15 protein-coding genes are annotated in these 14,696 nt (G+C 73.8%); 9 read left to right on the top strand and 6 right to left on the bottom strand.

Translation table 11 applies throughout. The features are described from left to right. The first annotated feature begins 17 nt into the window (after nt 1–17). The 8 genes from ACWEOH_RS07510 (at nt 18) to ACWEOH_RS07475 (ending at nt 7,984) form a co-directional block, all read left to right on the top strand. Nucleotides 18–1,289: a wax ester/triacylglycerol synthase domain-containing protein gene (locus ACWEOH_RS07510; protein WP_452029657.1), complete on the top strand. Its 1,272-nt coding sequence runs from the start codon at nt 18–20 to the stop codon at nt 1,287–1,289. Nucleotides 1,290–1,331: 42 nt separating this feature from the next. After that, nucleotides 1,332–2,069, top strand: a complete 738-nt coding sequence (gene hemQ, locus ACWEOH_RS07505; protein WP_452029655.1) for a hydrogen peroxide-dependent heme synthase — start codon at nt 1,332–1,334, stop codon at nt 2,067–2,069. Further along, on the top strand, nt 2,069–3,334 hold the full coding sequence (locus tag ACWEOH_RS07500) for a ferrochelatase (RefSeq protein ID WP_452029653.1): 1,266 nt from the start codon (nt 2,069–2,071) through the stop codon (nt 3,332–3,334). The genes hemQ and ACWEOH_RS07500 overlap by 1 nt, the downstream gene beginning before the upstream one ends. Next, a complete protein-coding gene (hemC, locus tag ACWEOH_RS07495) occupies nt 3,331–4,290 on the top strand; it encodes a hydroxymethylbilane synthase (protein ID WP_452029651.1) in 960 nt (319 codons plus the stop codon). Before ACWEOH_RS07500 ends, hemC begins: the two co-directional genes overlap by 4 nt. Beyond that, nucleotides 4,287–5,096 (top strand): uroporphyrinogen-III synthase, encoded by an 810-nt coding sequence (locus tag ACWEOH_RS07490; RefSeq protein WP_452029649.1) that lies wholly within the window; start codon nt 4,287–4,289, stop codon nt 5,094–5,096. Before hemC ends, ACWEOH_RS07490 begins: the two co-directional genes overlap by 4 nt. A 55-nt stretch (nt 5,097–5,151) precedes the next feature. Further along, a complete protein-coding gene (gene hemB, locus ACWEOH_RS07485) occupies nt 5,152–6,147 on the top strand; it encodes a porphobilinogen synthase (RefSeq protein ID WP_452029647.1) in 996 nt (331 codons plus the stop codon). Next, nucleotides 6,147–7,505: a glutamate-1-semialdehyde 2,1-aminomutase gene (gene hemL / locus ACWEOH_RS07480; protein WP_452029645.1), complete on the top strand. Its 1,359-nt coding sequence runs from the start codon at nt 6,147–6,149 to the stop codon at nt 7,503–7,505. The genes hemB and hemL overlap by 1 nt, the downstream gene beginning before the upstream one ends. 98 nt (nt 7,506–7,603) lie before the next feature. Next, nucleotides 7,604–7,984 (top strand): hypothetical protein, encoded by a 381-nt coding sequence (locus ACWEOH_RS07475; protein WP_452029643.1) that lies wholly within the window; start codon nt 7,604–7,606, stop codon nt 7,982–7,984. Nucleotides 7,985–8,041: 57 nt separating this feature from the next. Here the strand turns inward: ACWEOH_RS07475 and ACWEOH_RS07470 are convergent, their stop codons facing one another. From ACWEOH_RS07470 to ACWEOH_RS07445, 6 genes are all read right to left on the bottom strand, one after another. Then, the gene (locus ACWEOH_RS07470) at nt 8,042–8,422 is read right to left on the bottom strand and encodes a DUF1304 domain-containing protein (RefSeq protein ID WP_452029641.1); all 381 of its coding nucleotides are present in this window, start codon (nt 8,420–8,422) and stop codon (nt 8,042–8,044) included. Between the two features lie 35 nt (nt 8,423–8,457). Next, on the bottom strand, nt 8,458–9,600 hold the full coding sequence (locus ACWEOH_RS07465; protein ID WP_452029639.1) for a winged helix DNA-binding domain-containing protein: 1,143 nt from the start codon (nt 9,598–9,600) through the stop codon (nt 8,458–8,460). Between the two features lie 2 nt (nt 9,601–9,602). Further along, nucleotides 9,603–10,430 (bottom strand): ABC transporter permease, encoded by an 828-nt coding sequence (locus ACWEOH_RS07460; protein ID WP_452029637.1) that lies wholly within the window; start codon nt 10,428–10,430, stop codon nt 9,603–9,605. Further along, entirely contained in the window at nt 10,427–11,374 is a 948-nt protein-coding gene (locus ACWEOH_RS07455) for an ABC transporter ATP-binding protein (protein WP_452029635.1), read from the bottom strand. Before ACWEOH_RS07455 ends, ACWEOH_RS07460 begins: the two co-directional genes overlap by 4 nt. 108 nt (nt 11,375–11,482) lie before the next feature. Beyond that, on the bottom strand, nt 11,483–12,256 hold the full coding sequence (locus ACWEOH_RS07450; RefSeq protein ID WP_452029633.1) for an isocitrate lyase/PEP mutase family protein: 774 nt from the start codon (nt 12,254–12,256) through the stop codon (nt 11,483–11,485). A gap of 9 nt (nt 12,257–12,265) precedes the next feature. Then, nucleotides 12,266–13,486: a cysteine desulfurase-like protein gene (locus ACWEOH_RS07445; RefSeq protein WP_452029631.1), complete on the bottom strand. Its 1,221-nt coding sequence runs from the start codon at nt 13,484–13,486 to the stop codon at nt 12,266–12,268. Between the two features lie 78 nt (nt 13,487–13,564). Here ACWEOH_RS07445 and ACWEOH_RS07440 point away from each other — a divergent pair, with 78 nt between their 5' ends. Further along, a complete protein-coding gene (locus ACWEOH_RS07440; RefSeq protein ID WP_452029629.1) occupies nt 13,565–14,650 on the top strand; it encodes a serine hydrolase domain-containing protein in 1,086 nt (361 codons plus the stop codon). Nucleotides 14,651–14,696 lie beyond the last annotated feature (46 nt).

Raw genomic sequence — 14,696 nt, 5'->3', positions numbered from 1 at the left:
GGAGTAGGCTCCGGCGCGTGGGGAGCGAGGAGGCGGCGCGCATCTCGCCGATCGACGCGGCGACGCTGGGCATCAGCGTGCACGGCGGTCAGCCGTACCTCATCACGCTGGCGGGCGTCCTCGGGCCGGGGGAGCACGTCGACGCGGCCGGGCGACCGGATGCCGCGGCGATCCGTCGCCTGCTGGCTCGCCGGATCGGGGCGATCCCCGTGCTCGCACAGCGTGCCGTGCGCCGCGAGGGCGCGTGGTGGTGGGAGCCGCAGGAGCCCGACCTCGCCGCGCACGTGCTGGTCGAGGACCCCGGCGCGGGAGACCGCGGCTTCGAGGCGGTGTGCGCCCGCCTCCTGATGCGCCCGCTGCCGTCCGATCGACCGCTGTGGGAGATCGTGCTGGTGCCCGGCGCCCGCCCCGCCGGGTGCGGCATCGTCGTGCGGTTCCACCATGTCATCGCCGATGGCGCGCACGCCGTCGCGCTCGTGGAGGGGCTCCTCGACCCGTCCGAGGTCGAGCGTCGTCCGGCGGCCGTGCCCGCGAGTCCGGCGGCGGGCCCGTCCGGCAGGCCGGCGGCGCGACCGCCAGTCACGCCGTCCCGAGCCGCCGTGCTCGCCTACCGCATCCGGCAGTTCGCGCGCCCGTGGATCCGCTCGCGGGTGCTGCTCGGCCCGCTCGGACCGCGACGGGATGCGGCCGGGGCATCCGTCGACCTGGGCCGACTGCACCACGCGGCGCACGCTGCCGGCGGCACGATCGGCGACGCGTTCCTCGCCGCGGTCGGACGGGGGCTGGCGCATGCGATGCGCGCCGGAGGCGAGCGGGTGCCCCCGACGGTCACCGTGTCGCAGCCCGTGCGCCTGGCCTCGCGCGACGGACAGCTCAACGCGGTCGGCGTCATGCTCGTGCCCGTTCCGCTCGGGGACAGCCTGCGCGACGCCGTCGAGCGGATCTCGCGCACGACGCGGGCGGCGAAGCCCGCCGCCCGGGCGTCGGGCACCGTCATCCGCTCGCCGGCCGCCGCCCGGGGGTTCGACGCGTTCGCGCGGCACCAGCGGCTCATCGCCGCGGTCGTGTCGAACGTCCCCGGACCGAGCAGGCGGCTGTCGCTCGCGGGCTCTCCGCTCGTCGAACTGCTGCCGCTCGCCCCGCTCGCGGGGAACGTGCGCATCGGCGTCACCGCCGCGTCGTACGACGGGCGCCTCTGGGTCGGCGTCGTGACGGACGCCGAGCACGTCGTCGCGGCATCCGATGTGGCCGACCGGATCGCCGCCGCGCTCGAGGAGCTCGGCACCTGACCCCTTTTTGGCCGATGGGGCAGGAAGGGGGAGACTGGAGGCATGTCTTCCCCCGCTGCCGAAGCGGCAGCCGACGCGCTCCAGACCGATTCCGACGCCGAGCAGTCTCCCGAGGGCTACACGGTGTTCGTCGTGCTCCGCAAGGACCCTGCACGACCCGACGACCTCGACGGCCACGACGTTCCTCGCTTCGTCGAGGAGCTCGACGGGGTCATCGCCCTCGTCGAGGACGAGGGCGTCACCCTGCGCGGCATCTACGACGTGTCGGGCCTCCGCGCCGACGCCGACGTGATGCTGTGGCTGCACGGCCCCACTGCCGAGGGCCTGCAGTGGGCCATCCGCGAGCTGCGCCGTGCGCGCCTGTTCCGCGCCCTGCTGCCGACGTGGAACGCCATGGGCGTGCACCGCGACGCCGAGTTCAACAAGGCGCACGTGCCCGGCTTCCTGCGCGGCCTCGAGCCGAAGCAGTGGCTCACGGTGTACCCGTTCGTGCGCAGCTACGAGTGGTACCTGCTGGCGCCCGAGGAGCGCGGGCGCATGCTCGCAGAGCACGGCCGCAAGGGCGCCGCGTTCACGGGCGTCATCGCCAACACGGTCGCGTCGTTCTCGCTCGGCGACTACGAGTGGCTCCTGCCGCTCGAGTCCGACGAGCTCACCGACCTCGTCGACCTCATGCGCGACCTGCGGGCCACCGACGCGCGCCGCCACGTGCGCGAGGAGGTCCCGTTCTACACGGGCCGTCGCGTCTCCACGGCCGAGCTCGTCGAGGTGCTGCAGTAATGGCGGCGGCGAACCTCGGCTCCACGGGCGCGGCGGATGCCCCGGGCACCGCGCATCGCGGTCGCAAGCCCGCCCCCGCGGCATCCGCGCCCTGTGCGCCCGGAGCGATCGTGCCCGGAGCCACGCCCGCCGCGCAGTCCGGCCCCGAGCACGTGACGGAACCCGTCGCCTACGACGCGATCCTCCTCGCCGGCTTCGGCGGGCCCGAGGGCCAGGACGACGTCATCCCGTTCCTGCGCAACGTCACGAGCGGTCGCGGCATCCCCGACGAGCGGCTCGAAGAGGTGGCGCACCACTACCGCCACTTCGGCGGCGTCAGCCCGATCAACGAGCAGAACCGGCGGCTGAAGGCCGGACTCGAGGCCGAGCTCGCGCGGCGCGGCGTCGACCTTCCCGTGATCTGGGGCAACCGCAACTGGGACCCCTACCTCAACGACGCGCTCGCCGAGGCGAAGGAACGCGGCTTCACGAAGCTCATCGGGATCGCGACGAGCGCCTACAGCTCGTACTCGAGCTGCCGCCAGTACCGCGAGGACTTCGCCGACGCGCTCGCCGACACCGGCACGGGCGACGAGATCCAGATCGACAAGGTGCGCCAGTTCTTCGACCACCCGGGCTTCGTGCAGCCGTTCATCGAGGGCGTGCGCGACGGCATCGCCGGCCTCGTGGCCGACCACCCGGGCCTCGACCGCACGACCGAGATCGAGGTGCTGTTCGCGACGCATTCCATCCCGTCGACGGATGCCGCGAAGTCGGGCCCCGCCGAGCGCGGGTTCGGCGAGGGCGGCGCCTACGCGGCCCAGCACCGCGCCGTGGCCGAGGTGGTCATGCGCGAGGCCGGCGCGTCCGACGTGCCGTGGCAGCTCGTCTACCAGTCGCGCTCGGGTCCGCCGTCGATGCCGTGGCTCGAGCCCGACATCAACGACGCCATCGAGGAGCTGCCGGCCGCGGGTCGCAAGGCCGTCGTGATCGTGCCGCTCGGGTTCGTGAGCGATCACATGGAGGTGCTCTGGGACCTCGACAACGAGGCGCTCGAGACCGCGCAGGAGCAGGGCCTCGCCGCCGTGCGCGTGCCGACGCCGGGCACCCACTCGGCGTACGTCGCCGGGCTCGTCGACCTCGTGCTCGAGCGCGTGCAGGGCACGCCCGTCGCCGACCGTCCGGCCGTGACCGAGCTCGGTCCCTGGTACGACGTGTGCCGCCCCGGATGCTGCGAGAACGTGCGCCTCGGGTTCCGCCCGGCGCTGGCGGGGATCGCGCCGTGACCGGGTCGAACGTCATCCGCGTCGGCACCCGGGCGAGCGCGCTCGCCATGGCGCAGACGACGCAGATCGCCGAGCGCATCGCGAAGGCCGCCAAGGCCGACATCGAGCTCGTGCCGGTGACCACCGAGGGCGACACCTCGCGCGCGTCGCTGGCGTCGCTCGGCGGCACGGGCGTGTTCGCCGCGGCCCTGCGCGAGGCGCTGCTGCGCGGCGAGGTCGACGTGGTCGTGCACTCCCTGAAGGACCTGCCCACGGCCGACCACCCGGGCCTGCGCATCGGAGCGATTCCGAAGCGCGCCGACGCCCGCGATGCGCTCTGCGCCCGCGACGGCCTCGTGCTCGCCGACCTGCCCGAGGGCGCCCGCGTCGGAACCGGGTCGCCGCGCCGCATCGCGCAGCTCGCCGCCGCGCGCCCCGACGTCGTCGCCGTCGACATCCGCGGCAACGTCGACACCCGCCTCGGCAAGGTCGCGTCGGGCGAGCTCGACGCCGTGCTGCTCGCGGCAGCGGGCCTCGGCCGACTCGGGCGATCGGATGCCGCGACGGAGCTGCTCCCGCTCGCCACGTGGCCCACGGCACCGGGCCAGGGCGCACTCGCGATCGAGGTGCGCCGGGAGCGCGGCGACCGCGCGCTCGAGCGCGCGCTCGAGGCCGTCGACCACGCCACGACGCGTGCCACGGTGCTCGCCGAGCGCCTCGTGCTCGCGGGCCTCGAGGCCGGTTGCTCGGCCCCCGTGGGTGCAAGCGCGTTCATCGAGGACGAACTTCTGTTCCTGTCCGCGAGCGTGTACAGTGCCGACGGGACGCGGCAGCTGACCAGCTCGCATGCCGCCACCCCCGACAGCCGCTCGGCCGCCGATCTGGCGGGCGCGGCCCGTGACGTCGCCGATCGCGTCGTCGCAGAACTCCTCGGCAACGGCGCCGCCGATCTTGCACCTCGTGAGGAGTCGCCGTGAGCGAATTCGAATGGACCGGCGCGATCGGACTGCCGTTCCACGACGGCAAGCCGCTCGCCGGATGGCGCGTGCTCGTGCCCAGGGGCGGCCCCTGGGGCGATGGCGTGGCCGCTGCGCTGCGCGCGCGCGGCGCGACGCCGATCGTCGCGCCCATGATCAACTTCGCGCCCACCGACGACCAGCCCGCGCTCGAGGCGGCCCTCGCGAAGCTCGCCGCCGGCGGGTTCGACTGGGTCACCGTGACGAGCGCCACCACGGTCGACGTGCTCGCGTCGTACGGCGCGGTCATTCCGGCCTCGACGAAGGTCGCCGCGGTCGGCGAGACCACCGCGGCCGCCCTCGTCGCGGCCGGCTACCACGCCGACATCGTCCCGTCCGAAGAGAACTCCGCTCGCGGCCTGCTCGAGGAGTGGGAGGCGGCCACCGAGGGCCAGAAGGGCCTGCGCGTCCTCGCGCTGCGCTCGGCGATCGCGAAGCAGGTGCTCTCGATCGGCCTCGCACGCATCGGCCACCACGTCGAGGCCGTCGTCGCCTACCGCACGGTCGGCGTGCCGGTCGCGGCGAAGGTCGTCGACGACGTGCGCGCCGGCAACGTGCACGCCGTGCTCGTCACGTCGGGCAGCGTCGCCGAGCAGGTGCAGCAGCAGCTCGGCCCCATCCCCGAGTCGATCCTCGTCGCGGCCATCGGGCCGCAGACGCAGCGGGATGCCGCGCAGATCGGCCTCCGCGTCGACGTCATCGCCCGCGAGCGCAGCGCCGAGTCGCTCATCGACGCGCTCGTCGAGGCGGCCACCGCCCGCGCCTGACGCCGCCCGATTCCCGCCGGGCGAGCGCCCAGCCGCCGCGACGTAGGCTGTTCGGGTGACTTCCACGCCCCTTCCCCGCGTCCGTCCGCGCCGCCTCCGCGAGACCCCCGCGCTGCGGCGACTCGTGTCGGAGACGCGCCTGCACCCGGCCGAGCTCGTGCTGCCGCTGTTCGTGCGCGAGGGCGTCGCCGCGCCGATGCCGATCGCGTCGATGCCGGGCGTGGTGCAGCACTCGCTCGAGAGCCTGCCCGACGCGATCGACGAGGCCGCGGCGGCCGGCGTCGGCGGCGTGATGCTGTTCGGCGTGCCCGAGGTGCGCGACGCACGCGGGTCGGGCGCGACCGATCCCGACGGGATCCTCAACGTGGCCACGCGCGTGGCCGTCGAGGCATCCGCGGGCCGGCTCGTCGTGCAGACCGACCTGTGCCTCGACGAGTTCACCGACCACGGGCACTGCGGCGTGCTCGACGAGCACGGCCGCGTCGACAACGACGCCACGCTCGAGCGCTACCAGGCGATGGGCCTCGAGCAGGCCCGCGCCGGCTCCCAGGTGCTCGGCCTCTCGGGCATGATGGACGGCCAGGTCGCCGCCGTGCGCGAGGCGCTCGACGACCAGGGGCGCACGGATGTCGCGATCCTCGCCTACTCGGCGAAGTACGCGTCGGCCTACTACGGGCCGTTCCGCGACGCCGTCGAGTCGACGCTCGAGGGCGATCGCCGCACCTACCAGCTCGATCCGGGCAACCGCCGCGAGGGCCTCCGAGAGGCGATGATCGACATCGAGGAGGGCGCCGACGTCGTCATGGTGAAGCCGGCGGGCAGCTACCTCGACGTGCTCGCCGACGTCGCCGCGGCATCCGAGGTGCCGGTCTGGGCCTATCAGGTGTCGGGCGAGTACTCGATGGTCGAGGCCGCCGCCGCGCACGGCTGGATCGATCGCAGGCGCGCCGTGATCGAGTCCGTGCGGGGCATCCGCCGCGCGGGCGCCGACGCGGTGCTCACGTACTGGGCGACCGAGCTCGCCGGCTGGATCCGGGAGGGGATCGACTGATGACGGATCTCGATACGGCTGCTTCGCTGCCTACTCGATCACCGGTTACCAACGCCGACCTGTTCGCCCGCGCGCAGGCCGCGATCCCGGGCGGCGTGAACTCGCCCGTGCGCGCGTTCCGCTCGGTGGGCGGCACGCCGAGATTCCTCGTGTCCGCGCGCGGCCCGTACGTCACCGACGCCGAAGGTCGCGAGTACGTCGACCTCGTCGCCGGCTGGGGTCCCGCGATCCTCGGCCACGCCGACCCGCGCGTCATCGAGGCGGTGACGGATGCCGCGCGCCGCGGCCTCTCGTTCGGCTCGTCGACGCCCGCCGAGACCGAGCTCGCCGAGCTCGTCGAGCAGCGCGTCGCGCCGGTCGAACAGCTCCGCCTCGTGTCGACCGGCACGGAGGCGACCATGAGCGCCATCCGCCTCGCGCGCGGCTTCACCGGCCGCGACCTGCTCGTGAAGTTCGCCGGCCACTACCACGGCCACTCCGACGGCCTGCTCGCCGAGGCGGGCTCGGGGCTCGCGACGTTCGCGCTCCCGGGGTCGGCCGGCGTGCCCGCCGACATCGCGGCGCTCACCCTCGTGCTGCCGTACAACGACCTCGACGCGGTGCGCGCCGCGTTCGCCGAGCACGGCGAGCGCATTGCGGCCGTGATCGTCGAGGCCGCCGCGGCGAACATGGGCGTCGTTCCGCCGCTGCCCGGCTTCAACCGCGCGCTCGTCGACCTCGTGCACGCGCACGGCGCGCTCGTGATCTCCGACGAGGTGCTCACGGGCTTCCGCGTCTCGGAGGCCGGATGGTGGGGCGTCGAACGCGGCACCGACGGCGAGTACACGCCCGACCTGCTGACGTTCGGCAAGGTCATCGGCGGCGGCATGCCCGTGGCCGCGCTCGGCGGTCGCGCCGACATCATGCAGCAGCTCGCGCCCGTCGGTCCCGTGTACCAGGCCGGCACCCTCTCGGGGAACCCGGTGGCGGTCGCCGCGGGCGTCGCGACGCTCAGGGCAGCGGATGCCGCGGTGTACGCGCACCTCGACACCACCGCCGCGACGATCAGCTCGGCGGTGTCCGACGCGCTCGCGGCCGAGGGCGTCGCGCATGCCGTGCAGCGGGCCGGCAATCTCTTCAGCTTCGTGTTCGGTGACGGCGTGGCATCCGGCGTCACCGACTATGCGGGCGTGCAGCGGCAGGAGGGCTGGCGGTACGCGCCCTTCGTCCACGCGATGCTCGACGCGGGCGTCTCGCTGCCGCCGTCGGTGTACGAGGCCTGGTTCGTCACGGCCGCACACGACGACGCGGCGATCGGGCGCATCGTGGACGCGCTGCCCGCGGCTGCGCGAGCCGCGGCATCCGCCCGACCCGCGTAACCGTCTTCGGGGGTTGGCCGGAACGGGGTACGAAACCGTTACGCCATTGTGGGGTGGCGACACGGCGCGCGTCGGTCGGCTCGGGCAGGATGGAAGGCATGGCCCAGCTTCGCGTGCACAGCGACCGGATCGAGGTTCACCTCACTCCGGCCGAGAAGGCGCTCGCGTTCCGCTCGGACGACCTGGTGGTGCAACGCGACGACATCCGCTCGGCGACCATCACCGACGATCCCTGGGTGTGGATCCGCGGCATCCGCCGGCGCGGCTCCGAGATCCCGCTCGTCGTGGCGGTAGGCGTGTGGAAGTACCACGGCGGCACCGACTTCGTCATCATCAAGGGCAAGCGGCAGGCGGTCGTGCTCGAGCTCGCGGCGGGCGAGTTCACGCGCATCATCCTGAGCACCAACCAGTCGGCGCGCCTCATCGATCGCCTCAAGCTCACCGAGCCGCCGACCGAGGCCGACGCGTCGCGCGACTGAACCGCGAGTCGCAGGCGGCGCCCCGCGAGCTCGGCGGCGTCGGCTTCGGCGGCGGCGTCAGGCGAAGACGAACAGCACGAACCCGATGAGCGGCAGCGTGCCCTGGATGAGCGCCGCCCGGATGTAGCCGCGCCCCGTCGTGGTGAGCACCGCCGCCGCGAGCACCATGCACGCCGTCGTGAAGAGCACGAGCGTCTTGCCCGGGGCGATCGCGCCGGCCCAGTAGAGCACCAGGCCGAGCGTCGCGCCGATCCCGAGGAACAGGTTGTAGAAGCCCTGGTTGTAGGCCATCGGCTTCGTCGTGTCGGCGGCCGCCTGGTCGGCGACGCCGAAGCGCTTCCAGGTCGAGGGGCGCGTCCACCACACGCTCTCCATGAGGAAGATGTAGCCGTGCAGCAGCGCGGCGAGGGCGACGAAGATGCTCCCGATGACGGCCATGGCGCGATCGTAGCGGGCGCGTGGCCCGCGACGGGTCAGGCCGACGGGATCGGCTCGCGCTCGACCGCGACCGGCTGCCCGAGGAAGCGCTCGACCTCGGCGACGGACGCCGCGAGCGCGCGCTCCTCGGCAGGGGTGAACTCGCGCCACGGCACGATCCGCACCCGTGCGCGCTTCGCCTCGACGACCGGGGCCCAGCGCCCGGCCATGGTGCCGTCGATCACGAGGGCGTGGAGCGGGAACTCGGGGTGCACCGGATCCGAGCGGCCCGGCGGCTGCAGGTACGAGCGCGGCGGCGCGTAGCCCATGATGTACTCGTCGTACGCCTGCAGCAGGTCGACGACCGGCGCCGCGGCATCCGACACCGGCTCGGCCGGTTCCAACGAGGCCACGGATGCCGCGTCGAGCACGTGCACGACGCCGTCGACGTCGAGCTCCTCGATGCGTCCGCCGCCCAGGCCCTCGGGGTCGGCCGCATCCGCGAACGCCTGACGCGCATCGCCGAGCGTGAAGCCCGACCATGCGGCGAAGTCGCGTTCGGTCACTGGTCCGCGCGAGGCGATGAACCGCGCGGCGAGCTCGGCCAGCGCCTCCTCGCGCGGACGCGGCGCCGACGGCGGCACCCGCTCGTCGAAGGCGGCGTAGGTGCGCTGCTTGCCGGCGTTGGCGCCGCTGATGGCGACGCGCTCGAGCTCGGCGAGCATGACCAGGTACGTGAGCGCCAGGCCCGTCAGCGGCAGCCCGCCGGCCTCCAGCGCCGCACCCAGTTCCGCTCGCGTGCGGTGGCCGCCCGCCAGGGCCGCCGCCACGAGCTCGAGGCCGCGGGTCGCCGTCTCGCCCTCGATCCCGAGTCGGCGGATGTACGTGCGGCTCGCGCCGTAGACGCGCTCGGCCGAGACCTCCATGATCCAGCGGGCGTCGTCGGGATGCAGGAAGTGCCACGTGGGCCGGAGCACGTGCGTGCGGAGGATCGCGCCGTCGTCGAGCGCCGCGGCGAGGGTCGCGGCATCCGGTCGCCGATCGTCGGGGACACGGGCGGCGAGACCCCACTGCGCCGGCAGGAACTCCTGCGCCTGCACGGCCGCGAACCGGCGCACGACCTCGGGACCCGAGGCGTCGAACGGCGCCCGGAGGCCCTGCACGTGGAGCCGGAGGGTCCGCAGCTCGGCGAGGTCCACGATCAGGTCACGTCCCTCCGCCAGGTGGTCGCACCGCCGAGGATCGTCGCCACGGCGCCGATCGCGAAGAGCACGAGCCCGCCCTGCCACCACTCGAGCATCTCCGACGAGCCGACCGAGGCGATCGTGTAGAACGAGGCGCCGACGAGCGCATCGCTCGCCGCGCCGGGCAGGTACTGCCCGATCTGCGCCGTGACGTCGTTGAGGGATGCCCCGAGCCGAAGGATCGGCTCGACGAACTGCGTGAACGCCAGCACGATCACGATCGCCGCGACCTGGTTCGGCACGAGCGCACCGAGGCCGACGCCGATGGTGGCCCAGAGCGCCATCGCGAGCACGCCACGGCCGATGAGCGCCCACGTGTCGGTCTCGTCGAGGCCGGTGTCGAGCCCGAACGCCGAGAGGGCCGCGGCCCCGCCGGCGACCGACGTCGCGAACGCGATGACGCCGAAGCCCGCGCCGAGCACGAGTTCCGACACGTACTTCGAGCCGAGTACGACCGAGCGGCGCGGCACGGCGAGGAAGGTCGGCGTCAGCGTCTTGTGCCGGAACTCGCCCGTGACGGCGAGCGCGCCGAGCAGCACGGGGAAGACGTAGCCGACCGACGAGGCGAAGCTGTAGAGCAGCGGTCCGAGCTGGATGCCGGGCGGCAGCTGCGTGTTGCCGACGTTCTCCGCGGCATCGGGATTCTCGACGGCCCACCCGAGGAATGCGCCGAACCCGCCCGCGAGGAACAGCACGTACGCGACGAGCAGGATCGCGAGCAGCCACCACATGCGGGTGGTGAAGACCTTCTGGAACTCGGAGCCGATCGAGCGGAACACGGTCATCGCCCCTCACTCCCGCCGACGTGCACGGGTTCGAGTCCCGGCGTGCCCTCCGACCCGTCGTCGCCGACGAGCGACAGGAACGAGTCCTCCAGCCCCGCCGCAACCTGGTGCAGGGCGCTGAGCTCGACGCCGCCGACGAACGCGGCGTGCCCGACCCGGCCGGGGTCGGGTTCCTCCACGATGAACCCCGCGCCCTCCTCGGTGTACTCGAGGCCGGCCTGGTCGAGCGCGGCGGCGAGGCGGAGGAGGTCGGGAGATTCCACGATGGTGCGCGGCGCGGCGCCGATCTGGAGGCTCGAGAGCGGCCCGCTGCGCACGAGCCGTCCGCGCGAGATGATCACGACGTCGTCGACGCTCTGCTGCACCTCGCTGAGCAGGTGGGAGCTCACGAGCACCGTGCGCCCCTCCTTCGCGAGGCTCTGCAGGAAGCCGCGGATCCACCGGATGCCTTCGGGGTCGAGCCCGTTGATCGGCTCGTCGAGCACGAGCACACCCGGGTCACCGAGCAGCGTGTAGGCGAGCGAGAGGCGCTGGCGCATGCCGAGCGAGAACCCGCCGACCCGGCGGCGCGCGAACTCCGAGAGCCCGACCATGGTGAGCACGGCCGGCACACGCGACTTCGGGATGCCGGCCGCGGTCGCGTAGACCGCGAGGTGCTGCTTCGCGGAGCGACCGGGGTGGAAGTTCGCGTCGAGCGCGGCGCCCACCGTCTCGAGCGGGCGGGCGAGGTCGCGATACCGGGTGCCGCCGAACGTCGCGGTGCCCGAGTTCGGGCGCACGAGGCCGAGCAGCACGCGCAGGGTCGTGGTCTTGCCCGCGCCGTTGGGCCCGAGGAACCCGGTGACGCGTCCGGGCTGGACCGTGAAGCTGAGATCGTCGACCGCGGTCACCGGTCCGAATCGCTTGCTGAGCCCCGTGATCTCGATTGGGATTCCCGCCGCCATGCACGCCACCCTAGCGAGGGGCGCGGGCATGGGGCATCCGCCGCGTGGGGGAGAGCCGAAGCTCGCCTCCGCCGAGCGGGCGAGCAGGGCGAGCGGATGCCGCGGGCCTCAGCCGCGCGGACGGGGTGCGAGCGGCAGGGTGCCGCCGTCGTAGAGGTAGCTCGCGAGGTCCTGCAGCTCGGCGAGCACGACGCGCTGCGGGAGGGGCCCGTACGACACGCGTGCGACGCCGAGCTCCTGCAGCCGTGCGGGCGCGGGGATGTCGGGCAGCCCGATGAGGCTCACCCGCTGCTCGCCGAGGCCGGCGACGAGTTCGACGACGACGTCCTCGCCGAAGTTCCCCGGCACGAACACGGTGGTCGCGCCCGCGTCGAGGTAGGCGCGCCCGCGCTCGATCGCGTCGGCGATCCAGACGTCGCGCCCACGGTCGCGGCCGTGCACGAACGCGTCGGTGCGCGCGTTGAGCGCGAACGGCACGCCCTCGGCCTCCGCAGCGGCGACGGCGGCCTCGACCGCGGCCACCGACTCGGCGATCGGCTTCAACTGGTCCTCGAGGTTGCCGCCGACGATGCCCTCGCCGACCGCGCGACGGATGGTCTCGCCCGCGTCGCCGTACCCAGCCTCGAGGTCGGCGCTCACGGGCACGTCGACGGCGCGCGCGATGCGCCCCGCCATGTCGAGCATGAGGTCGACCGGGATCTGCTCGCCGTCGGGGTACCCGAACGCGGCCGCGATCGAGTGGCTCGCGGTCGCGATCGCGCGCGTGCCCGGCAGGGCGGCGAGGGCGCGGGCGGTCGCCACGTCCCAGACGTTGACGACCTGCAGCAGCTCGGGTTCGGCGTGCAGGCGGCGGAGTGCTTCGGCGGTCTCGGCGATGGTCATCCGCACAGCCTAGGCGGCGCCCCCGACGGCGGCGGCGAGCCCCTCGAGCAGCCGGTCGACGTCTGACGCGTCGGTGTACGGCGCGAGGCCCATGCGCAGTCCGCCCTCGTCGCCGAGGCCGAGGTGCCGCGACACCTCGAGCGCGTAGAAGTTGCCCGACGGAGCCAGGACCTTGCCCGCCGCGAGCGAGCGGGTGACCTCGGACGCGTCGAGACCGTCGAACGTGACGAGCAGGGTCGGCGTGCGCCGCGCGGCGCGCGAGCGGATCTCCACGCCGGGCAGCTCGCGGAGGCCCGCCTCGAGCCGCGCGCGCAGGGTCTCCTCGTGCTCGTGCAGCGCCGCGTACGACGCCGCCAGGCGCTCGCGCCGCGACTCCGCCGCCTCGGCGGCCTCGGGGTCGAGCCCCGCGAGCACGTCGACCGCGGCGGTGACGCCCGCGAGCAGCTCGTAGGGCAGCGTGCCGAACTCGAAGCGCTCGGGCACGACGTTCGTGGCGGGCAGCAGCTTGTCGGGCATGATGCCCTCGAGCAGCTCGGGGCGCGCTGCGAGCACGCCGCAGTGCGGCCCGAGGAACTTGTACGGCGAGCAGACGAAGAAGTCCGTGCCCAGCTCCTCGACGTCGGGCAGCTCGTGCGCGGTCAGGTGCACGCCGTCGACGAACACGAGCGCGCCGGCCTGGTGCGCGGCGGCGGTGATCGTGGGGATGTCGGGCATCGTGCCGATGAGGTTCGACGCGCCCGTGACGGCGACCACACGTGTCCGGTCCGAGAGCAGGGAGGCGACGGCATCCGTCGGCAGCTCGCCCGTGGCCGGGTCGAACTCGGCCCAGCGCACGGTGGCACCGCGGCGCTCGGCGGCCTGCACCCACGGCCGCACGTTCGCGTCGTGGTCGAGCCGGGTCACGATCACCTCGTCGCCCTCTGCCCAGTCGCGCGACAGGTTCCGTGAGAAGTCGTAGATCAGCTGGGTCGCGCTGCGCCCGTGCACGATGCCGCGCGGGTGCGCGTCGAGCAGGTCCGCCATCGCGAGCCGGAAGCCGTGCACCGCCGCCTCGGCGCGCTCCTCGGACTCGCCCACGGTGCCGCGGTTCGAGAGCGGCCCGGTGAGCACGGATGCCACGGCGTCGCCCACGGGGCGCGGGGTCTGCGTGCCGCCCGGTCCGTCGAAGTGGGCCCAGCCGCTCTCGAGCGACGGGAACAGGGATCGGATGCGCGCGACGTCGTAGGCCATGGGCGAGAGCCTACGACGAGGCCGGCCCCCGCGGACTGGGGTCGGCGCACGATCGCCGCCGCTTCCTACGATGAAGCGATGCGATCCCGTCGATCCGCCGCCAGGCGCACGCTCCCGGTGCTCGTCGTCATCGGATGCCTCGCCCTCACGGCGTGCGCCGGCACGTCCGATCCGGCTGCCGACGTGCCGTCGACGGATGCCACCGGCGATGCCGAGCTCCTCCGGCTCATCCGGCCGTCGTTCCTCACCGAGACCGACCGGGTGGCGGTCGCGGTGATCGACGGCGACGAGGTGCGTCGGGCGTTCCTCGACGCCGACGAGACGACCGTGTTCGAGATCGGATCCATCACCAAGGTCTTCACGGGCGAACTCCTCGCCGAGGCCGTCGAGCGCGGCGAGGTCGAGCTGGAGGACGAGCTCGGCGACCATCTCGACCTCGGCGATGCGCCCGCGGCATCCGTCACCCTGCGCGACCTCGCGGCGCACCGGAGCGGCCTGCCGATCTTCCCGACCGACCCCGAGTGGGTGGAGCGAGCGCAGGCCGACGTGGACGCCGGCGGCGACGGCGTCGATGAGACGGTCGACGAGCTGCTCGAGCTCACGCGGACGGTGGAGGTGCAGCCCGGGCAGGGCTTCGGCTACAGCAACCTCGGCGCCGCGCTCGTGGGGCAGGCCCTCGCGGAGGCGGCGGGCACCGACTACCCCACGCTCCTCTCGGAGCGCCTGCTCGACCCGCTCGGGCTCGACGGCGCCTCGGTGCCCATCGACGACGGGGACGTCGACCCGCAGCACGCCGGCGGCTTCGGGGCCGGCGGCTCGCCCGCTGAACCCTCGTCGCTCGGCGCCTTCGCGCCGGCCGGCGGCATCCACGCGACCGTCGACGACCTCGTCGCGTTCGCGTCCGCCGTGATCGACGGACCGCTGACCGACAGCGCCGCCCAGACCGACACCGTCGAGGGCGGCGGCGGGGGCACGCGCATCGGCTACTTCTGGAGTGCGGACGACGACCGGGACCACGTGATCCTGTCCCTCAACGGCATGACCGGCGGCTTCACGAGCATCATGGTCATCGACCGCACCGCGGGCACCGCCGCGATCGTGCTCGCCAACCGCTCGGAGAGCGTCGACGACGTGGGCTACGACCTCCTCGCGCATCTCGGCTGAGCGCCCGCCCGGGTCGGTCGGCCGCGGGGTCCGTGAGAACGGGTGG

This window comes from Agromyces sp. NPDC004153, from assembly GCF_053603635.1.
This window is presented reverse-complemented; position numbering and strand designations above follow the sequence as displayed.